The organism is Lactiplantibacillus nangangensis, assembly GCF_005405065.1.
Classification (GTDB): domain Bacteria; phylum Bacillota; class Bacilli; order Lactobacillales; family Lactobacillaceae; genus Lactiplantibacillus; species Lactiplantibacillus nangangensis.
The window spans coordinates 187,253-214,104 of sequence record NZ_BJDI01000004.1; the positions used below are offsets into that span (position 1 = coordinate 187,253).

Consider the following 26,852-nt stretch of genomic DNA (forward strand, 5'->3'; position numbering starts at 1 on the left):
AATAGTTAGCCTAATTCTATCGAATCCCTAAGAGATAAGCAAACCTTTTCAAACCAGCTTGATGGGGCCACGGCAACGGCCACAAGTGTATCGTTGCGTATTCATCCGCCGCTGCCGATGATAAACTAGGCCGCAACGTTGACACTGATACGTATAGCGTGCAACCCGCTGGGGTCGTTTCTTCGGCGCTGGCGCATACCGCGAACCACCGACCTGTGCCAATAACCGCTTAAAATCCGCGTCCCGATGACGATAACCGCCACCCGCCAAATGTAGGTGATAGTGACAGAGTTCATGCTTGATCACGCCAACAAGGGTGGCCTCGTCGAAATCGGTCAACATCTTCGGATTGATATCAATATTGTGACTCTCTAACTGATAGCGCCCACCAGTCGTGCGCAAGCGCGCATTAAAATACGCCCGATGTCGAAATGGCTGGTGAAAGTCTCGGGTCGAAATCTGTACCACTAATTGTTGCAACTGACCATCAGTCATTGGCCGTCACTTTCGGTTCAATCATCGTCAAGGCAATCCGTTGCCGTTGTTCATCAACTTCTTCAACCCAGACCGTGACAATATCGCCAACAGCGACCGCTTGCCGAGGGTCTTTCAAGAATTTATCGGTTAATTTGGAAACGTGGACCAAGCCATCTTGCTTCACACCAATATCTACAAAAGCGCCAAAGTCCACAACATTACGCACCGTTCCTTGCAACTGCATCCCCGGCTTCAAATCACTCATTTTGAGCACATCTTGACGCAGCAATGGTGCTGGCATCGTGTCACGGACATCGCGGCCCGGCTTTTGTAAACTCGTCACGATATCTTGCAAGGTCAACTTGCCAACTTCAGTTTCCGCCGCCAATCGCGTTAAATCTAATTGCGATAATTTTTGAGCTTTCGGCGTCCCGACATCCGTCAACGCTAAGCCCGCTGCTTTCAACAGTGCCTTGGCGGCTGGATAACTTTCAGGATGAATATCGGTATTATCGAGAATCGTTTTACCGGCGATAATCCGCAAAAAGCCAACCGATTGTTCGTAGGCTTTCGGTCCTAAGCGTGGCACTTTCTTCAATTGTGGGCGACTACTGAATTCACCGTTTTCATCGCGGTAGGCAACCACGTTTTGCGCGATGGTCTTAGATAGGCCTGAAATATGCGTCAACAATTCGGGACTCGCCGTATTCAAATTAACGCCAACTTGGTTGACGGCCGTTTCAATCACGACATCCAGTTGGGCTGTTAAATCTTTCTGGGGTACATCGTGTTGGTATTGGCCAACACCGACCGACTGTGGATCAATTTTAATCAATTCAGCTAACGGGTCTTGTAACCGGCGACCGATACTAATGGCACTACGTTGTTCAACGTGTAATTCAGGGAACTCGGCCCGCGCGTTGGCACTCGCTGAGTAGACCGAGGCGCCGGCTTCATTGACGATCACGTAATAAACAGGGCGTTGCATCGTCTTCAAGACATTGGAAACGAATTCTTCAGATTCACGTGAAGCCGTCCCATTCCCAATCGCAATCATTTCAACGTGATACTTTTCCAAAAAGGCTTTAAATTCGCCCGCGGCGGCCGCCCGTTTTTCAGCATTGGCTGGTTTATGCGGATAAATGACTAACTTATCCAAAAACTTCCCATTCGCATCCATCACGGCTAATTTACAGCCAGTTCGATACGCGGGGTCAAAGCCGAGCACGACGCGCCCTTTTAGGGGGGCCTGCATCAATAAATGATACAAATTATCGCCGAAAACTTTGATGGCTTGTGCTGCGGCAGCATCCGACAATTCATTCCGGAGTTCCCGTTCGATTGCCGGACCAATAAACCGTTTATAAGCATCTTGATAGGCGGCTTCAATTACCGCGACAGCTGGACCTTGATGTTGACCAATAAATCGGAAATGACAGTAGTGCTCGATTCCCGTCTGGTCGATCTGAACGTTGACCCGCAACACTTTTTCTTTTTCGCCACGATTAATCGCCAACACCCGGTAAGGCACGAGCTGTTTAATAGGACTCGTGAAGTCGTAATATTGTTGATAGACGCCCTGCTCATCAAGTTCGGTCGCCTTGGGCTTGGCTTTAACCACTAACTCACCACGATTACGCGTTTCATTACGAATCCAGTTACGCAACTGCGCATTGTCTCCAAACGCTTCGGCCAAGATTTCATGGGCACCAGCCAACGCTGCGGCCGCATCCGGAACATCCTTAACCGCGTTGACGTATTGTTGGGCTTGTTGTTCAGGCGCCGTTTGTGGGAACCGCAACAGCCAAGCAGCCAACGGTTCCAAGCCAGCTTCTTTGGCAATCGTAGCTTTCGTGCGCCGTTTTTGCTTATACGGTAAATACAGATCCTCAACGTCTTGCAACTTATCAGCCTTTTCGATGGCAGTCTTCAACGCTGGCGTCAGCTGTTGCTGTTCCGCAATCAGCTTAATAACATCCGCTTTACGGCCTTCCAAGCTGGCTAAACGGTCATAGTTATCCTTAATGTCACGAATCTCAACTTCATCTAAGTTGCCAGTTCGTTCCTTACGATATCGCGCGATGAAAGGCACCGTGTTGCCTTCGTCCATCATACTGAGGACCGCTTTAATTTGTTGTGGCTTAAAATTTGCTAGCGCCTGTTGCACCAGTTTTAAAATTTGATTATCCATTTTTTCACCCAATCTTTGACTTCTTAATACTATTATTATACGCGTTCGACCTTAGTTTTCCGTGAAATAAAAAAGACTAATCACTGAAAAAAGCTCAGTCATTAGTCTTTCATTAAACTGTGTTACATCACCATGCTCATGATTCGTTGAACATCGTTTGAGACATGTGCCATTTCGGTTTCTTGATCTTTTTCAGCTTGGTTAAAAGCATCAACATCAACGCTTTGATCGTCAATATTCAAGCTAGCCGTCATTGCAGCGCAAGCAGCGGCATAAGCTTCATAAGCAGCCAACAAGTTACGATGGCGGCCAATCAACCGTGCTGGGACACTCGCCTTTTTGAGCAATTCCACATTTTTTTGATATTGTTCCGTCCCATCCGCAAATGACATCTGAATATCATTAAATTCAGCTGGAACCATTTTGGCAACTGCCTCGTCATCAACTGCTTTGCGCAATTTTTCAAATGACGGATTAAGTTCTTCACCCATTTTTTCGGTACTTTCGATCACTTTAGATAAAACTGGCATATATGTTGCCATCGTTGCTTTTTTCATGTACGAGACTCTTTTCTTAGATTAGTTATGCCTTATTTTACCCCATTCAGCTGGTTTATGCTTGCCGTAAATGACGGCGTTGGAAGAACTTAACAATTTCAACGACGACTACCATCGCAATGGAAGCCGCGAAGACGATGCCCCATTGGTAAGCGTCCAAATGAGACACATGGAACAGACTGTTGAAGCCTGGCACCATAATCGTCATGGCTAAGAGCGCAAACGCGATTAAAATGGCCCAGTTAAAGAACTTGTTGCGGAATAACCCGACCGTAAATAGGGATTCGTGAATCGATTTCGAGTTAAACGCGTGGAATAACTGAATCAAACCTAGCGTAGCAAACGCCATCGTTAAGGCGTCAGCATGCGCCAAACTCGCACTAGCATGAACTGGATACGTGATTGCCAACCAGTAAACCAGTAACGTAATGCCACCTTCTAACAAGCCTTGATAGATAATACTTGAGAACACACCACCTGAGAAAAAGTTCGAATTCCGACCACGTGGTTTGTGAGCCATGATATTCTTTTCGGTCGGTTCGACCCCTAACGCAATCGCTGGTAAGGTATCAGTGACCAAGTTGATCCACAAAATATGCACAGGCGCTAAGATTTGCCAGCCAAGCATGGTCATCATGAACAAGGTCAAGACTTCCCCTAAGTTGGCCGAGAGCAAGTACTGAATGGCTTTTTGAATATTGGCGAAAACTTTACGCCCTTCTTCAACTGCCACCACGATCGTCGCAAAGTTATCATCGGCGAGGACCATATCACTGGCACCTTTTGACACTTCAGTCCCAGTAATCCCCATCCCAATACCAATATCGGCCGCTTTTAAAGCTGGGGCGTCATTGACACCGTCACCAGTCATGGCGACGACTTTGCCCCGTTTTTGCCAAGCATTGACGATGCGAACCTTATGCTCAGGTGCGACCCGCGCATAAACCGAGTAATCCCCAACTTTTTTGCCAAATTCAGCGTCACTCATCTCATCAAGCTCGGCCCCAGTAATCACGGCGGCATCATCCCCGGCATCGATAATCCCAAGGCGAACCGCAATGGCTTCGGCCGTATCACGGTGGTCACCAGTAATCATCAGTGGGCGAATTCCGGCTGATTTAGCTTCCACGACAGCTTGGGCAACTTCTGGCCGTTCAGGGTCGATCATCCCGACCATCCCAGCAAAAATCAAGTTATTTTCCAGCGTGTCAGAATTGACAGTAGCTGGCACAACATCAATGATTTTGTAGGCGAAGGCTAAAACCCGTAAGGCTTGCGTCGCTAAATCATGGTTCGTCGTTAAAATTTGATCACGCAGCGGTTTTGTAAATGGCACGACTTCACCATTAATTTCAACATCCGTCAATCGTTTGAGCAGTTCATCCGGAGCCCCTTTGACGGCAACTAAAAACTTACCGTTGGCGAGTGGGTGAACCGTCGACATCAATTTCCGTTCCGAATCAAAAGGCACTTCACTGACCCGTGGGCGATCCTTTAATAATTGATCGACAGGATAATCTTGATCCAAGTTATATTGCACCAAGGCCGTTTCAGTGGGGTCACCAGCTAAACCGTCCGCCATAATTTTCGTATCATTACTTAAGATCATCACTTGAGCCAGGTGACTATCTGTTGGTAAATGAGTTGGACGCGCATCGACCAATTCTTGATTGACATAAAGTTTTTCAACGGTCATTTTATTTTGGGTTAAAGTCCCAGTTTTATCTGAAGCAATAATATCGGTACTCCCCAAAGTTTCAACTGCTGGTAATTTGCGGACCAAGGCGTGGCGTTTAGCCATCCGTTGCGTTCCTAATGCCAGCGTAATCGTGACAATGGCGGGCAACCCTTCTGGAATCGCCGCGACGGCTAAAGAAATCGCCGTTAATAGCATGTTGATCAAGCTCTCGCTACCACGAAGCATCCCAATGCCGAAAACTACGGCCGCAATGACTAAAATTAAAATCGTCAACGATTTGCCAAGTTGCGTTAAGTTGGCTTGCAGTGGCGTTGTGGTTTCATCGGCCGCTTCGATCATACCAGCAATCCGACCAACTTCCGTTTGCATCCCAGTAGCGACCACCATCCCAGTGGCCCGACCATACGTCACGTTACTATTCATGTACGCCATATTGAGCCGATCACCGATGGCTAAATCGCCAGCTGTCAATGTTTCAGCTTGTTTCTCAACTGGCACAGATTCACCGGTTAAAGCTGATTCTTCGACCTTCAGTGAGGCACTTTCGATTAAGCGTAAATCAGCCGGAACAATGTCACCCGCTTCTAAGGTAACAATATCACCCGGCACCAATTCATCACTTTTGACAGTCTTAAAGTCACCGTCTCGTAAAACCGTTGCATCTGGTGCGGCCATTTCTTTTAAGGCATTAATAGCTTCTTCAGCTTTAGATTCTTGGAAGACCCCGAAGATCGCGTTCAGCACGACCACCAGTAGGATAATGACCGCATCCACGACTTCACCAGTAAAGGCCGCAATCAGCGCGGCTGCCAGTAAGACGATAATCATAAAATCCTTAAACTGGGCGATAAATTTTTGGAGCATTGAAGTCGTCTTTTGTTGGTTCAAGGCGTTATGCCCATATTGTGCCAAACGTTGACTGGCTTCACTTTGTTGTAATCCGCGGTCATCAGCTTTCAAGTCCTGATAAATCGCCTCTAACGGTTGTTGGTACCTAGGTTGTTTCGACATGGTATCTCCTCCTCGCATCCGAGTCTCATCTTCTAAATCAACTAGATATAGAAAATGAGACCCATGTATGCACGTGTAATTGTGACATACATAAGTCTCACTATTTAAGACAATACCGGATTGGTTTCTTGCTGACGATATTGCCGCAGTTACACTGCTAGTTACTCCCTTATGATTGTACCGTTAATATAACAGATTCCCTGCGGACTGTCTACTGATACGATTATTTTTTGATTGGAGCTCACGATACTTACAATAACATGCGAAACTTGCCACTCTGGTTGGGCTAAAATTGGCTGGAACGCGGTGGCCACGTTTGGAAGCCAAAGAACGGTCTTCCAAGCCGGGCTTTATCTAAGACGGCAACCCACCGTCTAAGATAAAAATCACCACTGAGCCAATTTTAGCCCGCCCGACGTTAAATCCACATTCTTTTGATGTCTAGTTCAAAGACAGAAACTAACTTTTAACCACAACAAACTTCGCTACAATTCAGAAATCTAGCCTTAACAAAGACCGACTTTTAGAACCACTTTGATGTTTAATTCTAAACTACCTTCCAAACCAGAGCAAAACTACTCCAGAGTCTCAACCGATTACCGTACTAATAATTACGACCACTCTGAAGGCGTACTGGTAACAATTATCACTGACAACTTTCTCAAATATTTCAGTCAAAAATACTTTTAATCGATATCACAAAAAACCGTTACTTAGCGCAGGTTGGGCTGGCTGAGGCTCAGTGGTGAAACTTCACTTAGTTGGCGTTTCTTGCCGACTTAGTGAAAGCCCGGCTTGTGAGACCGCCCTGTGGCTCACAACCGTGGCCACCACGTTCCAGCCTCAGCCAGACCAACCGGAACGGCAAGTTTCACCAGCGTAAAAAAATCGCCAACCACTTTTCAGCAGTCAGCGATCCACTCACACTAATTATTTCCAAAAATCATCAAAAACATTAATAGCCGCATGGCGTTTGTGTGCCGTCTTCAAATACCAAGCTTCGATTTTTTCAGCAGCAACAGGATCAATGTCCTTGCCTTCCAAGTAGTCATCGATGTCATCATAATGCACACCCAAGGCAACTTCATCAGGCAACGCTGGCCGGTCGTCTTCCAAGTCAGCTGTTGGCACCTTTTTGTAAAGGTGTTCTGGTGCTTGTAAGACTTCCAGCATGGCGCGACCTTGACGCTTATTCAAGCGATACAATGGCACGATATCAGCACCACCATCACCGTACTTCGTGTAAAAGCCAGTGACAGCTTCCGCGGCGTGATCAGTCCCAACGACGGCACCGTGGCGTTCGCCAGCAATCCCGTATTGCACGATCATCCGTTGACGGGCTTTGATATTACCCTTGTTAAAATCGTGAATTGTTAAATTATTAGCTTCCAAAGCCGCAACCATCGCGTCCGTAGCCGGTTGAATATCAACTCGGTCAACGACATCGGCTTGCATAAATTTGATTGCATCCATCGCATCAGATTCGTCAGCTTGATCACCATAAGGCAACCGTACGGCGATAAATTGATAATCGTCATCGCCAGTTTCGGCACGCATTTCAGTGATAGCCATCTGAGTCATTTTACCGGCTAACGTGGAGTCTTGGCCACCCGAAATGCCTAGGACATACGTTTTCAAGAAAGAATTCTTCTTTAAGTATGCCTTTAAGAAATCCACACTACGTCGGATTTCAGTTTCTGGATCAATTTTGGGGCTAACATGTAAGGCATCGATAATTTCAGTTTGTAATGGCCGCATCGGTAAAGGTCCTCCTAGTAATCTTTTTTGCTTACCCAGTCACGGACTGAGTGGATAATGTTCATTTTGTGATCATATAATTTTTGTGATAAGTCCACTGGATAATCTTGTGGATTCAAGTCCCGCTTATATTCATCCCATAAGGAATCCAGACTATCATAAGCATACTGCTTGATTTCTTTCAAAGCTGGCAATTGATAAACTTGCTTACCTTGATCGTAAATCGGAATCAAAACTGGTCGCGCATCAAAATCACTGACCGTCTTATTGATATACGTATAACTTGGGTGGAACATGTAGATCGATTCTTCATTCCGTGGGTCTTCATCATAAAGGGTCACATAGTCTCCTTCAGACTTACCATCAGCCCGCTTCGTAATCCGCCAAACTTGTTTGCGACCAGGCGTTGAGACCTTTTCCGCATTATTTGACAACTTGATCGTATCGACCATCTTACCATTGTCATCTTCAATGGAAACCATCTTGTAAACAGCGCCCAGTGCCGGTTGGTCAAAAGCCGTGATTAGCTTAGTCCCAACACCCCAAACACTGATCTTGGCCCCTTGCATTTTCAAGTTTTGAATCGTTTTTTCATCTAAATCGTTGGAAGCATAGACTTTCGCATCTGGGAAGCCAGCTTCATCTAACTGTTCACGCACACGCTTTGAGAGGTAGGCCATGTCACCGCTATCGATCCGGACGCCTTGGAAATTGATTCTGTCACCCATTTCCTTAGCAACTTTAATCGCGGATGGTACTCCACTGCGCAACGTATCATAAGTATCTACCAAAAAGACGCAGTCATGATGTGTTTCAGCGTAAGCTTTGAATGCCGCATAGTCATTTCGGTACGTTTGTACCAAGGCATGCGCATGCGTTCCACTAATCGGAATGCCAAAAATTTTTCCGGCACGCACATTACTCGTCGCATCAAAACCACCAATATAAGCGGCCCGCGTGCCCCAGATAGCAGCATCCATTTCTTGTGCCCGGCGTGTTCCGAATTCAAGCAAGCCATCTTCTTCACCAACGACCGACTTGATGCGAGCGGCTTTAGTGGCAATCAACGTTTGATAGTTGATAATATTCAATAAAGCCGTTTCAATCAGTTGGCATGTCGCTAATGAGCCTTCAACCTGCATCAAAGGTTCGTTATTGAAAACAAGATCCCCTTCACGGGCTGACCGAATTGTGGCATCAAACTTGAAATTCTTTAAATAGTCCAAAAAACCTTCTGGATAATCTTCGGCTTCACGTAAATACGCAATATCCGTATCCGTAAAGTGGAGATTATTGATATAATTAACTACTCGCTCAAGACCAGCAAAAATCGCATAGCCATTTTGGAACGGCATCTTCCGAAAGAAGACTTCGAACACCGCGTGTCGATTATGAATTCCCTGTTCCCAATAAGTTTGCATCATGTTGATCTGATAAGCATCCGTATGCAAGGTTAAACTATCATCCGGATAGATTTGAGTCATGAGTTTAATTCTCCATTTCGTAGGTTGTAAACGACATTATTTTTAGTTAAGCCTATTCTATCATTTTTTTGAAAACTAATGAATGTAAGCACCTGAAAAAGTTGCATAAATTGCTGAAATATCTATACTTTAGTTAATATTTGAAAGTGAGGCCGCCTATGACTGCACCATTTGATACTGTTTCCATTTTAACTGTGCCGTTTATTAACACGACTAACCAGGCCTTTTTGAGTCAGTTGGAACAAGATGTGCTAGCGCATCAGAATCGCTTTGTCGTCACCGCTAATCCTGAAATTTTAATGTATGCTCGTGAGCATCCCGATTATCAACGGGTCTTACACCAAGCCGACTACATCACGCCGGATGGTATTGGGGTCATTCAAGGTGCTCAAATTCTTGGAACGCCACTACCGGAACGCATCACCGGCTATGATACCTTACTAGACTTGCTCCAATGGGGCTCTGAGCAACATCAACGCGTTTTCTTATTAGGTGCTAAACCAGCTGTTTTAAAGCAGGTCGTGGCTAAATTAAAGCAAACAGCGCCAAACCTTGTCATTGCCGGCGCGCAAGACGGTTATTATACTGACGAAGCCGCCGTTGCTGACCAAATCGTCGCTGCCAAGCCAGACATGATTTTCATTGCGACCGGTTTTCCCAAGCAAGAATTCTTTATTGCTAAATATCGTCATCGCATCGATGGACTTTGGATGGGGGTCGGTGGTAGTTTTGACGTCATTGCCGGAGCAGTTAAACGGGCGCCAAAGTTTTGGCAAAAGCACCATATCGAATGGCTATATCGTTTGATCCAAGAACCCAGCCGATTTAAACGGATGTTGGTCTTGCCACGCTATTTACGACTCGTTAAAAAGATTGCTAAACAACAAAATAACTCATAAAAAAGCGATCCATCAGTTTTTTCTGAAACTGGTGAATCGCTTTTCAATTTAAATGTCTTATTTTTCGAGATAAAATTCAAACCGATTACCAACATACTGGGTCCGCACGTATTCGAACGGTTCACCAGTCTGCAAGTAGGAAATCTGTCTTAACCGTAACAACGCGTCACCACGCCGAACGGACAAATATTCCGCAATTCGTTCTGATGCTGACATCGCAGAAACGGTTTGTTGGGCCTTACCAGGCACAAAACCGGCCTTAGCTTCCAAAGTCCGATACAACGAACTGGTAATTTCATCTTTAGTAAATTGTTTAACCAAACGTTCCGGTACCGTAGCAACCTCAAAACAAATCGGCACATCATCGCCATAGCGAATCCGCTCCATCCGTAGCACTTGTTCATTTGGTTGCAAGGCGAGCTTTTCACTTTCAGAAAGTGACGGGCTCGTCACATGATAGGAAATCGTTTTGCTAGAAGGTACCTTGCCCTGAGCCAGCATTAAATCAGTAAAACTGGTCACACCAGACATCTTTTCCTGCACTTTTTGATTCGCAACAAAGGTGCCAGCGCCGACTCGCCGCTCTAGTATCCCTTCATCAACCAAGGTTTGAATCGCCTGGCGTAACGTCATCCGACTCACATCAAATTGACCAGCCAATTCTCGCTCGGATGGAATGCGATCACCGACCGCCCAGCGTCCTGCTTCAATGGCTTGTTTGATTTGGTTATGAATTTGAATATAAATTGGCGAACTCATGGGTCTCATCCCTTACTTCTATTATTTATTTAACTGCTTTTTTACCATAACTGTAAGTTGCGACTAAATCTTGGTTGGCATCCAAAACGTTAATATCCGCATCCTTACCTGCTTCCAAAGTCCCTTTGGAAGTTAATTTAAATTCTTTAGCTTGGTTAACTGACGACATCTTAACCGCTTCAAAAATGCCACAGCCAGTGAACTTTTGCACGTTCTTGAAGGCGTTGATATAAGTTAACACAGAACCAGCTAAGTTACCAGCTTCAAGCCGGGCTTGGCCGTCTTTAACGATAACCTTTTGACCACCTAATTCACTGATACCATCGGGTTCACCTTTGGCACGCATTGAGTCGGTAACCAATTCGATCCGATCAGCACCCTTTTGTTCGTATGCCAACTTGATCATATCAGGCACGATATGGAAGCCGTCACAAATCAATTCACAATACATGTTATTTTCAAGCATGGCATGACCGGTAACGCCAGGTTCGCGGTGCTTGAATTCACGTTGCGCATTGTATAAATGGGTCACGTGGGTTGCTTTACTTGCTAATAATTGTTCACGAGTGGCATTACTGTGCCCAACTGAAGGCACGATGCCATTTTCCAAGCAATACTTTTCGAATTCACGCGAACCAGGATCTTCTGGTGCATACGTGATCAACTTAACGCGACCACCAGATAATTTATTCCAGTTATCGAGTAAGTCAACATTTGGATTCTTGATATACTTTTCAGGTTGAGCACCTTTAAAAGTTGCTGAAATGAATGGGCCTTCCAAGTGAACCCCTTGGATCACAGGATTTTCTTGGGCGGCTTTGTTAATGCCGGCCATGGAATGATCCAAGTTTTCGTTAGATTGGGTCATTGTGGTACAGAAGTATGACGTAATTCCTTCACGTGCCACCATATCGTTGACCATTTCATTAATTTCAGCTGGATTACCATCCATTGAATCAAAACTATAACCACCGTGACTATGCACATCGATGAAACCAGGTACGATTGTCTTACCACTGACAAATTCAATATCATCGTCAGGTTGGGCAACATACTCGTCCATTGGCCCGACCGCTTCAATTTCCTTACCGAAACGAATGTAGCCGTCATCGATCTTTTCTAGACCGGTATAAATGATGGCATGTTTTAAAACTTTGCTCATGAACAATTCCTCCTTGGATTTACTGGTTTCATTATAATCGGTATAGACCAAATATGCAACCACAAAGAGACTGAACTATCGCGTAATGGGCTAATTCAACCCATAATTGGCTCCTTTACTCACCGAGTTCCTTGGCGATCGTCGCATCAATTCCTTTGACTACAGCAGTCATAAACCCGGCTTCTTCCATCGCCAATAGACCAGCAACCGTCGTCCCACCTGGTGAAGAAACTTGATCAACCAACTCAAACGGAATTTTGTCTGAATCTAAAACCATTTTAGCACTGCCTAATGTCGCTTGTGCTGCAATCTTAGTCGCTGTTGTTTTGTCTAGACCGTGTTTGACCCCAGCTCGAGCCATGGCATCAATGAAAAAGTACACGTAGGCTGGCGAACTCCCAGCAAGGGCTGAAAAGGTACTAAAATCTTGTTCAGCAATTTCACTCGTTTCACCAATGGCATTGAATAACGCTTGCCCGGCAGCGTATTGTTCAGCTGTCAAACTGTCATTACCAATTAAAGCCGTCATACCCGCACCGATGGCAACATTGACGTTCGGCATGATTCGTAAAATCGGTAATTTACCCACTGCCGCCTCATAATCTGACAAATTAAGTCCTGAAACCATTGTGATGACCCATTTTCCAGCAGTAATTGCTGGTTTAATGGTCTTTAAGACATCCAAAGTGATATCCGGCTTAATTGCCAAGACAATCACGTCAGCCGCCTCAGCGACCGCCTGATTGGAAGCTAGTGCATGTAAGCCGTTCGCTTGCGCATAAGGTTCATAACTAGCAGTATGTGCACTGTGAATCAATAAATCGTCTGGGGCGACGGCCTTAGTCTTCAACCAGCCATCAATAATAGCCCGACCCATATTGCCGGCACCAATAAATCCAATTTTCATTTCTTAAACTCCTTCAATTAACCAATTCAATCTTTTAAATTTTATCGTACAAATAATCGCTTGTTTTGTAAAGCTTGAGCGCTTGTAATTCTTGCTTAGTTTCACTATACCAATAGCCTCGACGATTCCAAAGGTAAAACTTAATTCAGTTTGGAAAAAGCTGCCTCCTTCATTTTTTTCGAATCAGTATATTAATATAAATTCATAAATCCCGTATGAAGACACAAAAAAACAGCCACCGGAGTGACTGTTTGGTAGTTGGGCTAGCTGGGTTCGAACCAGTACAAGAATGAAAAACCGCTATATCAAGGCTGGCGGCCTGTTAAAACGGTAAAAAGATACCCGTGGTGCACTTTTTGGTGCATTTTACTTCTAAAAACGATAAAAACACATAAGATAACACACAATTAAACCATGCTGGCAGTATTACATAGAACCGCTGACAATCACAACTTGTATGAAATATATTTCTTTTACTTTGATATAGCATACCTGTTATAATGATGTTGCGAAGAAATATTGTTTCAATGTGGACACCAAGTCCCCCAACTATGTGGAGTAGTTGAGGGGCTTTTTTTACGCTTATGTAATAAACGGGTGGGTTAGATTGTTGCCTAATCTGTTTTACTTGTGGCGTCTACGGTCTAACCAGTCCGTAAACAAGGCAATCAATATGCCAACCGCAAGCGGGGCGAAAAAATACTGCAACAATGTGATCACCTCCCAACCGTTACACGGTATAGGTAGGCAACTCCCCTATTATCCAGTACGATTAGTGATAATGCAATACAATCCACCTTAGCCCCTCTATTGGTGTCCGATATGTCCGAATTGTCCTTTTTTAGGGTGTCACAAATGTCAGCGTGGTTCATGTAACATGTTCGTAGCGGCATCCGTCCTACTGTTTAATGAAGGCTTTCAACCAATACAGTTCACAACAAATCACGGCCACCATTTATATATCAACGTTTATAAGTATTTCAACAGTACAATTAAACTAGCTTAAAGCTCTGACTTTCTCCCACTTATTTCAAACAGCCATCCACCGAACAAGAATATCGCGTTACGTTTCAACGCTCCAATAAAAATAGCACTGCTATCATTTACGAATAGCGGTGCTATGGCATTGCCATGACTTATTATGATCTGTGTTGTTTTGAAATTGTATAGCTTAACACACCATTGCGGAGTAACTCACCAATTACAACCGTACTTGAAACTACTCTTGTTAATTACTGTGATTGTCTGACGCGCTTAATGAGTAGCGTTGTATTTATCCATGGCCACAGCTACTTCACCATCACTATAACCTAAGTCGTTCATCAGTGCCGCAGTAACGCCGTCTTGGTCTTGAATCATTGCTTGTAATTCATCCAATCTAATCACCTCCCCCGATTAACTAGTTCCCACCAGTTGGCAATAGCTTGCTTGCGGATGCTGCAATACTGGCTATTCGCTACCTGCAATTGCCGTTGTGCCACCAGTCGGCCGCCGTTAAGTTCTAGGAACTCATAACGTAACAACGCTGCTTGCCTATCTGGTAATCGGTTAACAGCCGTTGCCACAGCTTCACACCAGTATTGCATCCGTCTGGCTCGTTCATTCCCACGCTTTGGAAACGTAGCACTGTTAACGATCCGATAATAAAACTGGTATTTATTTAATTGGTCGCGTGCATCCTTATACCATTGCTCCATTAAAATTCACTCCGATACACAAAAAGGAACGCTAGCCACCCCGCAAACGTTCCCCTTATAAGTAACGCCACCAATGGCCGCGCTACGGTTAATCCCGATATAGTTATTATATCATCACACCTAGTTATTTACATCAGAGTAGCTCAACTAGCACCCCAAAAGTAACCCAACTAGTAACCCAACAACTTCTAAGCTAGTTACCCTACTATCAAAAATGTTCATACCCCCTATTGCCTATTTATCCAATACCCTTTTTTATAACGCGACAAATCTGACATTGACCAACATTCAAATAGTCTAACTAGCCCCTATAAATCAAGGTTCTTACAAGTAATCACACTACTTAAAAAGCCCCAAAATGTCGCATTTTGTAAACCTTTATTGCAGGTTTTTGCAGGTTCTAAAAGGTTGCATTACAAATGACACCTTTAAATATGGTTGCCCGAATAGTCTAGAATCCGCATAGAAAATAATTCCAACAATTTCCCACATTTTGCATCATTGTTTCATGCTAACAACTACTAACGTTAAGCAGTGTAGTAACCAAACAAAAAAATGTCATGTTTTGTCAAGTAGTTCACAGGGTGTAATGATAATTAATCCCCTCTTAAAACATAAGGTTTTATTAGGTCGGTACGTCATAGACATTTCTGACCGTTACGCCAGTGGCGGGCTTTTAGCCCCACAATGTTAAGTACGGTATTTCGTATTGTGATACCGAATTTCGCAAGTAAAAAGCCACCTCCTGCATGATTGCAAGTGATGGCTAAATTATTCATTTATGCCCCTTGAATATGACGGCTTCCGCTGCTTATACGTTCAATGTCAGGTCTTAACTGACTTTCCCACCCGTCTAAGTCTGCTTGCTCTATGGCACTAATACGAGCATTCATAGTGGTTACTTGGCTCTTAAAACTGGCAATACCGATATTGAGTTCATCCTCATCCGTAGCGATAAACAAGCCACTGCTATGGCCGTTACGGTTCGCTACAATTGGGACGCCGTGCAATCCAATCAGATTACTAACCGCTGCCCTAACGTCTCGCACACTCAATTGAGTAGCCTTGCAGATATTGCGGGTCGTGATCGGATAACCAGCCCCACGCGGTAAGATACTCAACACTTTAAATTCAATCATTGATAACGGCATTTTATTACCTCCTAGTTTTTACTACTTTTTACTACTTGTTGCGATCTATACCCGTGTACCTGTGTAGGCGTGTAAAACATTGATATAACGGTATTTCCATCAACGTACACCCGTGTTTATCGTGTTATAACGTGTGTAACTGCCTTTTTACACGGGTTAACACACGTTATACACACGTACCCTTATTTAAGAATCCTTATATATCAACCTTTACACAGGTTACACACTATACACAGGTAAATTAATAAAGAGTTAGTATTAATTGGTAACACGTTGATAGCCGCGGCCACGCTTCCCATTAATTACAATGTTTTCTTTATACTTCCATCCCGCCATATTATCCATGATTAACTTAATCTTTTTAGCGTCACTGTTAGTCCGGCCACCCAGATACTTTTCGGTTTGCTTATCAAAAACAACCGCCAATATTTCGCGGGTAGCCGTCTGTTTCATTAACTCACGGCTCTTGTCTAATTGATTGTTTAGCCAGTCGCTAGGAATGCTCTCACCGTTTTGAATTGCCGTGAAATACGAATGCTTAATGCTAATTGTTAGTTCATCCCAGTTAGTCGGTACTAACATTTCAAGGTAATCACCAATCGCATCTTTCATGGGGTCTATTACTTGGGCTTCTTGCTGGTAGTGCTTGGCTTCACTTAGAGTCTGTTTATCAAAATAAAGCTGCTCGCCGGTATCCACCCACGTTTTAACCTCGGCCAACGTCTGCAAAATGTCGGCATCATCCGGCGCTAACGGGTTCTTAGTGGCTGGGGTAATGCCGCATCTTATTGGATAGAAACGGCGTTCACCGGTTACGTCTTTTAAGAAGTCATGCTGATTAGTTGACCCAATAAATACGCTCCGCCGCGGATGCTGGGTAGCATAACGCCCGTAGCTATTGCGGTAGTAGTCGGATGTTGCACTGGTAAAATTCTTCATGGTTTCAATGTCAGTCTTTTGCATGGCGGATAATTCAGCCAGTTCAATGATCCAGCTACCCATTAACTTCTGGTAATCATCTTTCTGTTTACCCATTGTTTTCAGATTGTCATTAAAATAGGCGGGGTACAGGTTTTTAACCGTGGTACTTTTGCCTAAGCCTTGGCCGCCATCTAACATGGGAATGATTTCAAACTTAACGCCCGGTCGGTAAACTCGCGCCACAGCACCGGTTAACCATTTACGCGTAACCATCCGTGTATAGTGGTTGTCCTCTGCTCCCAGATAATCAATAAAGAATGTTTCAGCTCGCGGAGTGCCGTCCCACTTTACCGCTTCAATGCGATCTTTAACGGGGTCAAATGGATGTAACCTAGCCACTCGTATCATGGCGTCAAAAACATTATCTTTTGAAAACAGTATATTGTACCGTTCGTCAAAATACGCCCTCAATAGCGAGTCGTCAGTGTCTTGCCAATCACCCTTTTCTAAGCCAGTCACTTTATTAGATCGTAGCTTAACGACTTTACCCGAAAACTCATCATAAGCCAGCACGCCCTTTAAATTGGGGTCGTTCTCAATGTATAGCCTGATATTGAATAACGAACCGCGTTTAATGCCGCCGCTATCAGTCTTCCTCAATTGGTCTTGCCATTCGGCTCCCTTTATTGAGGTTACGTTATTAATACGCTTGTCTCGCTGCTGCATAGCCGCTTTTGTTTCGTTGTCTTGTGCCACGCTCTCGCCTCCTAAATGCGTTTAATAATCGATTTAAATATCGTGTTAACCTCCTTGTCTGGTAACGGGGGCTGTAATTGGTCGTTGGCGTATTGTAATAGCCCGTAGGCCGTTTCACTCTGGCAACCAGTATTGAGAATCTTTCCCAATACCGAAGCCAGATAACTGTTTCGGTTGCCCTCACTCGTACCAGTTACTAATTCATCTAACAATCGCCCCGCCCAAGTCTTACGAATATTAGAAGCGTGTTCTGGCGTCTCATTCATCCGTTGACTGGGTAGCAGATCACGAAGTAACCACTGTGGCACTGGTTTAATTGAGTTAACCGGCTCAATGGCTTCATAGTGGCGGCCGTCTATTACACTTGGCGCGATCAACACGAAATCATGTAACACGTCAATGGATGGATATAGATTAACCTTGCGGCGGATGCTCAACTTCTCGGCCACCGTAAAGAAGTAATGTAACCCGTTATTAGGCGTCTTTTCGATATAGGTATCGGCTGGCAATTGCTTGCCGTCTTGATTGAGTTGTTTCAGCGTAGCCACCCCATCAGTTACCCCGTGGCGGTCAACATCAACCACTAACAGACTGGCGGCGTCCAATCGCATCCCAAGGTTTGCCCTTGGAACGTGTTCAAACCAACCGGCAAGCGTCGCAATGTCAGTTGTGGCGTCTAGGTAGCCTTTTGTACCCTTTAACGGCACTTTACTGTTACTTGATAAGGGAAACACCGGCAAGCCGTCACGGGCTAACTTTAGCGCTCTGGCTTGGGTATCTGATTGCGTCATAATCTCACCACCCCTATACTACTTGACCAACAACCGGCATCACGTTAGCAGCATCAATCATGGCCGCAGCACCGGCATTGTTCACTTTGATATTGTGAATCTGTTGGCGGATGGCTAACCGCTGCTTAGGTGTCATATTTAACCGGTCGGCAAGCTCTTGTAAGTAATCTAACTGAACCAACGTGGCGTTAATTGTTGTCTTAGCTCGTTGCAATTGAATCCTTGAATTATTCATTATCAGCAGCCCCCTTAGTTTTCACCGGTTAAAACGTCATTAACACCGTTATTAACTGGGTTCCCGTCAACATTAACTCGGTTAATTGCGTTGCTAATGTCCTCAATTGCTTCACCGATATGGGCGGTCTTTTCGTCAATATCCATTGCCAAATCATCCATGTTCTGAAATACCATCATAGAACTGTAAATCGTATTTTCTCGATCCTCTACAATACTTCTAAGGCGTTTAACATCCGCTTTAAAATAGTTCTCGTTACCGGTAGCAATAGCCCTTAACCCCGGGTGAATCAGATCACAAATAGCAATGATTGAATCGTATGCCCTGCCCGCCTGTTCCAATTGTTGGCTGGCATACTCGCAAGCTTCTTTGATAACTGTTAGATCGTTCTGTTTAATTTCAATTTTCATCATTCAATCACCTTTCATCTAGCTGCAATTGTTTGCTATAATGAAGGCACAAAAAGGTTTAAAACATTCTCTTTCAAACCGAAGTCCGTGCAGCTCGCCAAAGTTATGCGCGGATTTTTTTGTACTCTCAATCATGGTCAATACTCCCAATTTACTGTAATAGATCGTTCATAAACTCTTTTGCGGTCTCTATTGCTACGGATGTCTTATTAAGCCGCTTCATTCGGTCGGCTAAATCATCCGCCACCGTTTCAACCAATGCACGGTAATCAGCAGTTAGCAATGGGTTATACTCTAACTTTGAAAATGACTGCCTACGTTCCTCGTTTCGTTCTTGCATATAAACAACTCCGGCTTTCTCGCCCTCAATATCATTCAACGCTCGCATTAAACCAAATTGCACACTGCTGTAACGCTTCAATGCCGTGTGATCTAATTCAATCGGATATTTAAAATCCTTGTTTACCATCCGTTAGCACCCCTCTTAAAACTGGCCACCGAACTAATCCAGACCAACATTTTCCAACAATTTCTAACAATTTCTAACAATTTCTAACAATTCCAGTATTTTCCAGTAAATCGAATCACAACAGTACCCGCTGCCAGCATGGATTTTTTACTTTAAATTGCCGTTGTGATTAATAAACCGGTCAATGTCGTTCTTATTGAATAACGTTGCTCCGTTAATGATGTGGCACGGTAGGTTGTACTCTTTAACCCAACTACCGAATGTCCCAGTGCTGACGCCTGCATAACTTGCGGCTTGTGTCTTTCTAAGCCATTTTTGACTAACACCCGCATCACGCTTAGCCGCGGCCACCGAATCACTGACCGTCTTATATACGAAGTCACGCAAGGCCGCGGCCTGTTCATCTCCCAAAATAACCGCAATTGGTTCACTCAATCTAATCACCTCCCCTCATTGCCTGCCGCTAGCTACCTCGTTGCGGCCTTGGCCGGTAAGCTCAATTGAATGTGATAGATAACACCTTTAATACTCAATGCCTGCTTAATTTCTTGGTAGTTCATACCAACATCAAGCAAGGTATTTACTCGCTGCCGAATCAATGCCGTGGCTTGGGCTTCATCCGCTGAAAGGTAATGAGTAATCAACTCCCCGCGCTTAATATCGCGAGCTTTCTTCAAATCACTAATGCTAACGCCCAACGCCATTTTATAAATCAGTCGTTGAAAGGTGCTGTACTCATAGCCGTGCATATCAATCCGGCTTTCTTTGATTGCGGTAGCTAAACTCTTATTAAGAACCTTGCCTAACTCATACTTGGCTTGCTGTTCAATTAAAGCTCGCTTCATTGATGAAAACTGATTAACTAGCCGTTCCTGAAACTCTTCTACCTGTGGCGTGTTACTCAAATAGAAGAACAATAGCATAGCTTGCCGCTCGTTTAACTGATATGAAACGGATGTTTGCCCACTTGATAAAGGTGTGAATGTGGTTCGCATCTTTCCAAAATGTTCAAGCCTGTTTTTATGATTAGTGATTGTTCGTTTTAGTGATCGGTGGCTTAACCCCACATTTTCAGCAATCACATCCGAAGTCGTAAACGGTTCGGCGTCCAGTCGCTTACTGGTCAACTCAACTAGGTTCATTGTTCGCCCTCCTTACTTGGCTTGTGGTGTGTATTCGATTAGTTCACTTAATGGAATCTGTAAGTAATCGCAGAGCGTTTTTAAAGTAACCAAGCTTACATTTTGATGTGTGTAATACAATGCTGTGAGAGTTGAGCGTGCAATACCGGTATCTTGATGCACAGTTGATATTTTCAATCGCTTTTTGCCTAAAATTTCAGAAAAGTTATTATTCATCACCTATCACTCCTTTTTTTAGCATTAACGCTTCATTTTGCGTTCAACATGCTAAATATAATTCATTTTGAATAATTAATCAAGCCTAATTATTGATTATGTTTTCAATTTGAAGCATTTGTGCTACAATTTCAATTAAACGAGGTGTAAAAATGATTAGTAATAAATTAGCAACATTAATGGCTGAAAGGAAGATTAAAGCAACCAGACTTTCAAGCGATACAGGTATCGCGAGGTCTACTATTTCAAGCTTGACAAACAATGACAGTAAAATGATTCAATTCGATACGATTAACACACTTTGTCAGTATTTAAACGTAACTCCAGCTGATTTTTTTATTTATTCACCTTATGATGTTTCAATTGATATTGAAACCACAAAAGTGGACGCATATTCATACACGAATGAAGTATTGGAATGGGAACAAAAAGTACAAGTATATGAAGCGGATGTTTTTGCAAAATTTACTAAGCGTGGACAAACTATTTCTGTAGTTGAAATGAGTGCCAAATTGGATAGCCCAGTAACCCATAAAGGTGCAGAAGATTTTCCACTTGATGAAAACGACGAAATCGACATAAACATTGACGACAGTTCAAGCCCAACTTTTCAGGAAGCATGGGACAAATATTTTTCAGAAATTGAATTGCTATCGTCACTTGAAACAAAATTCAGACAAATACTGCAAGAAAAAGTAACTGCAGCACTAAACACTGCTTCCGATTCAACTGATTTTTCATCATGGACGGTTTCGACACTTGGCCTACCTGTTTTACCATTTTAATACCCATATTCCATACATACCCCGCTGCCAGCATGGTATGAAAGGAATAATCAATCATGGCAACCTATCGTAAATATAAGAACTCAACAGGCGAATACTGGGAAGCTTTCGCATCCATTGGGAAAGACCCCACCGGCAAGCCTAAACGCGTGCATAAACGTGGCTTTAAGACAAAAAAAGAAGCCCAATTATGGACTTCTAACTCACAAATCAGCTTTCAAAAACGGGGGTTCGTTGCAACCAACGATCTAACGTTCGAGGAATTGTATTCTAAATGGTTCGAGGAAGATTATAAGCAACGGGTAAAAGAATCGACTTGGGCGAAGACAGCAGACATATTCAGGCTGCATATTTTGCCCGTACTAGGCTCGCAACGGGTTAAGAATATCAGTGTAGCTCAATGCCAGTCAATTGTTCATACGTGGCTTACAGACGGTTTAAAGCAGTACCGCCGTTTTAGAACGTATGTCATAAGCGTCTTTGATTTTGGGGTACGGATGGAACTTACCACCCGCAACCCTATGTCTAAAACCAGCATCCCTAAACAGAAAAGCCATGTTGAAACAACGGCCGTTCAATTCTACGAAAAGTCCGAACTGGCTCACTTCTTAGAATGTGCCTACGATTATGACAATCCACAAGCGTTCATGCTGTTTCGGCTGCTTGCCTTTACTGGGTTACGGCGTGGCGAAGCACTGGCCTTACAGTGGCGTGATATTAGTTTCAGCAGCAACGAATTAACCATCAATAAAACTCAATCACTAGGGGAAGGCTGGCGGCTCGTTGTGCAAACGCCTAAGACCAATAGTAGCTTTCGCACTATCACGGTTGACCCTAAAACACTGCAATGGTTGCGTAAATGGAAGATGACCCAAGCACGGCAATACTTTGAATTGGGTTACAATGCCAACGACCCTAAACAATTGGTATTCGCTAGCGGCAACAATCAGCCTTTAGCGCCCTCAATGCCCGATCATTGGAATAGAAGTATCTGCACTGCTTACGACCTAAGACGTATAAAAATTCATGCTTTTAGGCATACTTTTTGTACGCTGGCTTTTGAAGCCGGTGCATCCGTCAATGAAGTATCGAAGACCCTCGGCCACGCTGATCTAAAAATCACACAGGCTATTTATTTACACGTTACGAAGAAACAGCAAAATGAAGCGGCTACTAAGTTGGCTCGCTACATGGATATATAATCCGTGGTGCACTTATTGGTGCACTTTGGTGCAGTCGTGGTGCATTTTATTTGTGCCCTATTGCACCATATTGTGCAACATAAAAATAAAAAAAGCCGTTAACTCAAGCTTTTTAGCTCTCGTTAACGACTATTATCAAACCTCTATTGGGCTAGCTGGATTCGAACCAGCGCATGACAGGATCAAAACCTGTTGCCTTACCGCTTGGCTATAGCCCAATGATAAAATGGAGGGGAGTGGATTCGAACCACCGAACCCGAAGGAGCGGATTTACAGTCCGCCGCGTTTAGCCAGACTTCGCTACCCCTCCGTGAATCATTCAACTATATTAGAATACAAAACTTTGAATAAAAAATCAAGCCATTTTACAAACTTTTTTTATTTTTCTTCTAAATCTAATATTTTAAGGTCTCGTTGCCATTCAGCCATGAAAGTCGTTTCTTGCCATTCATTCAATCGGCGACGGCCATAACCAACTGCTTGATCGTAATAAATAGTCTGTGCAAACTTCCGGGGTTGGGGGTGGACGTGTAAATGTCCAAACAGCACATGGGCAACTTGATAACGTTCAACCAAGGCCCCCAGTCTCGGTGTTCCCATCAAAGCGTTGGCCATATTCCAAAACCGATTATCCGTTGTGAACCGCAGATAGTCAATCTTAGGCACAAAATGGGTCATTAAAATAACATGCTTGTGTGCCACTTTGGCCAACGCTAATTGGGCCTCTAGCTGGGTTAACATCAAGTTGGCCCGTTCTGGATCACTCATCGGCTGTTCAATCGCCCGGTCAATCCAGAACGCTCGCTTCCACTGTTGAAAATCTGCCGCAGTGGCCTCGGGAACTTGATCGGCGAAATGATAATCGTACCACCCGTTATGACCGATAATTCGCCAATGACTGTTTGGCAGATCCACATACCGATTATGCAAATACCCGGCAAATTGCCCTGTTTCCAATTCATCAAACGAAATTCCATGAACCATGTCATGATTGCCAGCGACCCAGTAAACCCGCGTCTGTGAGCCTAATAAGGCCTGCAAATCAACCACGTACTGCTGACTTTGCTGGAAGTCATTAAATAGGTCGCCAGCAATCAGATACACTTGGACCCCCGCTGTCAATAACACTTCAGCCTGGGCACGCATCATGGCTTTGGCATCTACTCTATTCACATCAAAATGATTATCACTTGTAAATGCCACTCGAATCAACTCAGTCACTCCAAATAAAAAAAGATATGCTATCACTAAGATAACATACCTTTTCAAAAATAGGTTTTTATCGAATCCCTTGCATCGACTTTTTGATCATTGGTACCATCATAAAGAGAATAATCCCCAAGATGACACTGACGATCCCAATCGTGGCAAAGTATGGCACTTCTGTTTTGGTTGAGTAGAAACGCACGATTTGCGCGTTCAAAGCACTCCCAGCCGCATCGGTCAGGAACCACATACTCATCATCTGAGAAGCGAACGTCTTTGGTGCCAATTTAGTCGTCACTGACAACCCAATTGGCGAAATCAACATTTCAGCGATTTCGACAACGGCCCAGCTACCGACTAACCACAATGGGCTAACTTTACCGCTAGTCCCGAAGAAGAAGCCTGGCATGGCCATGATCAAATACGAGACCCCGGCAAAGACCAACCCAACTGCAAACTTAGCAGGTGAACTTGGTTGTTTCTTGCCCCACTTCGTCCATAACAAGACAAATGGTGTGGTATATAACATAATGAACAGTGGATTCAAGATTTGGAAATCAGAGGCAGCCAAATGCCAGCCTAAAAGATTCAAACTAGTCCGGTCGGCAGCAAACAGTGCCAAGACCGCGGAACCTTGTTCTTCAATTGCCCAGAATAAAGCTGCAGCAATGAATAATGGAATGTAAGCCCGAACGCGTGACCGTTCTTTGGCATTAGTCTTGTCAGAAGTTAACATCAACGTAAAGTAAACAATTGGCGTTAAGATGACCAAGACACTAATTAACGTAATAATGTTGTTGAGGTTTAAAGCATTCATTAATTGCATTAAGAGTAGAACTAAGCCTAAACCAACGATACCAATTAGAGTCCGCCGAACGACTTTACTCAAATCGCCAGGTTCTAATGGATCAGTTGGATATAAGCTAGCTGTACTTAAATTCTTCTTACCGTCAAAGTAATATTGAAGTAAACCGAAGAACATCCCAATGGCAGCCAATGAGAAGCCGACGTGGAAGTTCACGCCTAAACCAATCCGACCAACCAAAACAGGGGCAACTAATGAACCCAAGTTAATTCCGAAAACGAAAATACTGAAACCGGCATCCCGCCGGCTATCTTCAGCCGTATATAATTGACCAACCATATCAGAAACATTAGGCTTTAATAACCCAGTCCCAATCACAATCAAAGCAATTGAAACAAATAAGGTACTAACACCGGCTGGAATCGATAAGACGATGTGGCCCAACATAATCAGGACCCCACCAATGAAGACGGTCTTGCGACTACCCCAAACCCGGTCTGATAAGAATCCACCCAGAACACTGGAAACATAAACTAACGCTGAGTAGATCGACATAATCGATGCGGCAGTCCCTTGGTCAAAGCCAAGACCACCTTTAGCAACACTGTAGTACATATAGAAAATTAACAGTGCGCGCATCCCATAGTAACTGAATCGTTCCCACATTTCAGTGAAGAACAACGTCCGCAAGCCGCGGGGTTGGCCAAAGAACGACCGATCCAGTTTTTGCTCTTTATCCAATTAAATTTCCTCCAAACTTCATCAAGCAGATCAAACTTCGTTTAAAAGTAACAAATTTCGTTTCTTAATTAAACATAATAACTATTATACTAGCCTTAATCTTATTCAACAACGGATTTAATTAACTTCTAATTTTATCCACATTAATGAAAGCTTTTCTCATAGAACTGCTGTTAGTCAAAAGCCCGTCAAATTACTAAAATCGAGTATTTTAGGCAATCTTAAGCGCTTGCATAAATTTATTCATAACATTGATTTCTAATTTTATAAATCGGTTATCTGGCGTTCATACCGCTAAAATCAATTTATTTTTGTGTTGAAATCTAATTAAACAAATTTATTTCGGGCTAAAATTGACTGCCATCAGAATCCTATAACGGTCGAGAATTGCTGACTTCGATATCATTCAATTGGCTTCTGAACAATTGTGATCATCATCGTTTAGCCATAAAGATAACAACTAAATCGCCACAGCTCTCGTTCAACCTTTCATGAGTTTCCTACTATAATATTAAGTTGTTGACCGCCTCAAAGGCACTGTTGGCTAATTTTACAGTGTATGGACGTATAGTCTTCGCACGCGTGCAGGCCCGTGAGCACACAATAATTGACGGTATTGAAGCGTTAAAAAAACGACGGCTCGTTTTTCGAGAATTCATTTTTTGCACCATGCACTCAAACGCCTTCGCTCTATTTGCTGACACGGCTAAATCCGTTTTTCCACAAACAATGTGACCACTGGCTTTGCCGTACCGGCCTATTTTGTCCTACACGAAGCTGGACTGCTTTGGTCGGTATCGCCCTGTGACACAGCCAACCTAATTTTGTGGGGTATTTTAACTTTGAAAATATCCTATTTATCTGGAAGTACTAAAAAAGAATTCGGAATTTCTCCCGAACTCACGTTTCATCATTCCATTTAATAAAAAAAGACGAGAAGCATGTCTCGTCTCAACAAGTGCCGGCTACCAGAGTCGAACTGATGACCCTCGGTTTACGATACCGATGCTCTACCAACTGAGCTAAGCCGGCATGATATAAAAAAGATGTCAACACCGTAGGGGCTAACATCTGTCACTCCGACAGGCGGGCTCGAACCGTCGACATCTTGATTAACAGTCAAGCGCTCTACCAACTGAGCTATGTCGGAATATTCGCATGGCAACGTCCTACCCTCGCAGGGAGCGATCCCCCAACTACTCTCGGCGCTAAGAAGCTTAACTTCTGTGTTCGACATGGGAACAGGTGTATCCTTCTTGCCATCGTCGCCACACTACTGAGAACTTGTGCTCTCAAAACTAGCTAATATCAAATTATTCTTCCTATGAACCTGAACACCAATTACTTGGTTAAGTCCTCGACCGATTAGTATTAGTCCGCTTCACACGTCACCGTGCTGCCACTTCTAACCTATCTACCTG

Annotated in this window: 26 protein-coding genes, 4 tRNA genes and 1 rRNA gene; 3 read left to right on the forward strand and 28 right to left on the reverse strand. The window is 43.8% G+C overall.

All coding sequences use genetic code 11. The features are described from left to right. Positions 1-48: 48 nt before the first annotated feature. The 6 genes from FFM70_RS05745 to FFM70_RS05770 form a co-directional block, all read right to left on the reverse strand. Positions 49-495 carry a SprT family protein gene (locus FFM70_RS05745; protein ID WP_137615893.1) on the reverse strand — a complete coding sequence of 149 codons (447 nt, stop codon included), beginning with the start codon at positions 493-495 and terminating at the stop codon, positions 49-51. Then, on the reverse strand, positions 488-2,668 hold the full coding sequence (locus tag FFM70_RS05750; RefSeq protein ID WP_137615894.1) for a Tex family protein: 2,181 nt from the start codon (positions 2,666-2,668) through the stop codon (positions 488-490). Before FFM70_RS05750 ends, FFM70_RS05745 begins: the two co-directional genes overlap by 8 nt. 122 nt (positions 2,669-2,790) lie before the next feature. Then, the gene (locus FFM70_RS05755) at positions 2,791-3,225 is read right to left on the reverse strand and encodes a hypothetical protein (RefSeq protein ID WP_137615895.1); all 435 of its coding nucleotides are present in this window, start codon (positions 3,223-3,225) and stop codon (positions 2,791-2,793) included. Between the two features lie 55 nt (positions 3,226-3,280). Beyond that, positions 3,281-5,935, reverse strand: coding sequence for a cation-translocating P-type ATPase (locus tag FFM70_RS05760; RefSeq protein ID WP_137615896.1), 2,655 nt, complete (start codon positions 5,933-5,935; stop codon positions 3,281-3,283). A gap of 930 nt (positions 5,936-6,865) precedes the next feature. Further along, on the reverse strand, positions 6,866-7,693 hold the full coding sequence (gene nadE, locus FFM70_RS05765) for an ammonia-dependent NAD(+) synthetase (RefSeq protein ID WP_137615897.1): 828 nt from the start codon (positions 7,691-7,693) through the stop codon (positions 6,866-6,868). A gap of 14 nt (positions 7,694-7,707) precedes the next feature. Continuing rightward, complete coding sequence (locus FFM70_RS05770; RefSeq protein ID WP_137615898.1) at positions 7,708-9,177, reverse strand: nicotinate phosphoribosyltransferase; 1,470 nt, start codon at positions 9,175-9,177, stop codon at positions 7,708-7,710. 158 nt (positions 9,178-9,335) lie between these two features. On the opposite strand from FFM70_RS05770, the gene FFM70_RS05775 reads away from it, so the two are divergent. Continuing rightward, entirely contained in the window at positions 9,336-10,076 is a 741-nt protein-coding gene (locus tag FFM70_RS05775; protein ID WP_137615899.1) for a WecB/TagA/CpsF family glycosyltransferase, read from the forward strand. Between the two features lie 57 nt (positions 10,077-10,133). On the opposite strand, the gene FFM70_RS05780 is transcribed toward FFM70_RS05775, so the two are convergent. The 15 genes from FFM70_RS05780 to FFM70_RS05845 form a co-directional block, all read right to left on the reverse strand. Beyond that, positions 10,134-10,835, reverse strand: coding sequence for a GntR family transcriptional regulator (locus tag FFM70_RS05780; protein ID WP_137615900.1), 702 nt, complete (start codon positions 10,833-10,835; stop codon positions 10,134-10,136). A 25-nt stretch (positions 10,836-10,860) separates the two neighbouring features. After that, positions 10,861-11,997 (reverse strand): N-acetylglucosamine-6-phosphate deacetylase, encoded by a 1,137-nt coding sequence (gene nagA / locus FFM70_RS05785; RefSeq protein ID WP_137606360.1) that lies wholly within the window; start codon positions 11,995-11,997, stop codon positions 10,861-10,863. A gap of 115 nt (positions 11,998-12,112) precedes the next feature. Then, on the reverse strand, positions 12,113-12,904 hold the full coding sequence (proC, locus tag FFM70_RS05790; RefSeq protein WP_137615901.1) for a pyrroline-5-carboxylate reductase: 792 nt from the start codon (positions 12,902-12,904) through the stop codon (positions 12,113-12,115). 624 nt (positions 12,905-13,528) lie between these two features. After that, positions 13,529-13,624, reverse strand: a complete 96-nt coding sequence (locus tag FFM70_RS14085) for a type I toxin-antitoxin system Fst family toxin (RefSeq protein WP_137615902.1) — start codon at positions 13,622-13,624, stop codon at positions 13,529-13,531. Between the two features lie 534 nt (positions 13,625-14,158). Beyond that, entirely contained in the window at positions 14,159-14,281 is a 123-nt protein-coding gene (locus FFM70_RS14040) for a hypothetical protein (protein WP_263390601.1), read from the reverse strand. Between the two features lie 5 nt (positions 14,282-14,286). Then, the gene (locus FFM70_RS05800; RefSeq protein ID WP_137615903.1) at positions 14,287-14,601 is read right to left on the reverse strand and encodes a hypothetical protein; all 315 of its coding nucleotides are present in this window, start codon (positions 14,599-14,601) and stop codon (positions 14,287-14,289) included. A gap of 779 nt (positions 14,602-15,380) precedes the next feature. Beyond that, positions 15,381-15,752 (reverse strand): DNA replication protein, encoded by a 372-nt coding sequence (locus FFM70_RS05805; RefSeq protein WP_137615904.1) that lies wholly within the window; start codon positions 15,750-15,752, stop codon positions 15,381-15,383. A gap of 258 nt (positions 15,753-16,010) precedes the next feature. Continuing rightward, the gene (locus FFM70_RS05810) at positions 16,011-17,399 is read right to left on the reverse strand and encodes a virulence-associated E family protein (protein WP_137615920.1); all 1,389 of its coding nucleotides are present in this window, start codon (positions 17,397-17,399) and stop codon (positions 16,011-16,013) included. A 41-nt stretch (positions 17,400-17,440) separates the two neighbouring features. Continuing rightward, positions 17,441-18,220 carry a bifunctional DNA primase/polymerase gene (locus FFM70_RS05815; protein WP_137615905.1) on the reverse strand — a complete coding sequence of 260 codons (780 nt, stop codon included), beginning with the start codon at positions 18,218-18,220 and terminating at the stop codon, positions 17,441-17,443. Positions 18,221-18,233: 13 nt separating this feature from the next. Further along, positions 18,234-18,455, reverse strand: coding sequence for a hypothetical protein (locus FFM70_RS05820; protein ID WP_137615906.1), 222 nt, complete (start codon positions 18,453-18,455; stop codon positions 18,234-18,236). 14 nt (positions 18,456-18,469) lie between these two features. Beyond that, complete coding sequence (locus tag FFM70_RS05825; protein ID WP_137615907.1) at positions 18,470-18,868, reverse strand: hypothetical protein; 399 nt, start codon at positions 18,866-18,868, stop codon at positions 18,470-18,472. Positions 18,869-19,016: 148 nt separating this feature from the next. After that, positions 19,017-19,334 (reverse strand): hypothetical protein, encoded by a 318-nt coding sequence (locus FFM70_RS05830; protein WP_137615908.1) that lies wholly within the window; start codon positions 19,332-19,334, stop codon positions 19,017-19,019. Positions 19,335-19,481: 147 nt separating this feature from the next. Beyond that, positions 19,482-19,769, reverse strand: coding sequence for a helix-turn-helix domain-containing protein (locus FFM70_RS05835; RefSeq protein WP_414672092.1), 288 nt, complete (start codon positions 19,767-19,769; stop codon positions 19,482-19,484). Positions 19,770-19,801: 32 nt separating this feature from the next. Further along, the gene (locus tag FFM70_RS05840; RefSeq protein WP_137615910.1) at positions 19,802-20,476 is read right to left on the reverse strand and encodes a Rha family transcriptional regulator; all 675 of its coding nucleotides are present in this window, start codon (positions 20,474-20,476) and stop codon (positions 19,802-19,804) included. A gap of 12 nt (positions 20,477-20,488) precedes the next feature. Further along, positions 20,489-20,692, reverse strand: coding sequence for a helix-turn-helix domain-containing protein (locus tag FFM70_RS05845; protein ID WP_137615911.1), 204 nt, complete (start codon positions 20,690-20,692; stop codon positions 20,489-20,491). A gap of 152 nt (positions 20,693-20,844) precedes the next feature. Between FFM70_RS05845 and FFM70_RS05850 the strand changes: the two genes are divergently transcribed. Next, complete coding sequence (locus FFM70_RS05850; RefSeq protein WP_137615912.1) at positions 20,845-21,477, forward strand: helix-turn-helix domain-containing protein; 633 nt, start codon at positions 20,845-20,847, stop codon at positions 21,475-21,477. Positions 21,478-21,533: 56 nt separating this feature from the next. Next, complete coding sequence (locus tag FFM70_RS05855) at positions 21,534-22,679, forward strand: site-specific integrase (protein ID WP_171002305.1); 1,146 nt, start codon at positions 21,534-21,536, stop codon at positions 22,677-22,679. Positions 22,680-22,825: 146 nt separating this feature from the next. On the opposite strand, the gene FFM70_RS05860 is transcribed toward FFM70_RS05855, so the two are convergent. From FFM70_RS05860 to rrf, 7 genes are all read right to left on the reverse strand, one after another. Further along, a tRNA-Gln gene (locus tag FFM70_RS05860) sits at positions 22,826-22,897 on the reverse strand. 9 nt (positions 22,898-22,906) lie between these two features. Then, positions 22,907-22,989: transfer RNA gene (locus tag FFM70_RS05865), tRNA-Tyr, on the reverse strand. Between the two features lie 68 nt (positions 22,990-23,057). Then, entirely contained in the window at positions 23,058-23,891 is an 834-nt protein-coding gene (locus FFM70_RS05870) for a metallophosphoesterase (RefSeq protein WP_137615913.1), read from the reverse strand. Positions 23,892-23,958: 67 nt separating this feature from the next. Next, positions 23,959-25,431 (reverse strand): peptide MFS transporter, encoded by a 1,473-nt coding sequence (locus FFM70_RS05875; RefSeq protein WP_137615914.1) that lies wholly within the window; start codon positions 25,429-25,431, stop codon positions 23,959-23,961. A gap of 959 nt (positions 25,432-26,390) precedes the next feature. Continuing rightward, positions 26,391-26,463, reverse strand: a tRNA-Thr gene (locus FFM70_RS05880). Between the two features lie 45 nt (positions 26,464-26,508). Beyond that, positions 26,509-26,581 (reverse strand) — tRNA-Asn (locus tag FFM70_RS05885). 6 nt (positions 26,582-26,587) lie between these two features. After that, positions 26,588-26,704, reverse strand: a 5S ribosomal RNA gene (gene rrf, locus FFM70_RS05890). Between the last annotated feature and the right edge of the window lie 148 nt (positions 26,705-26,852).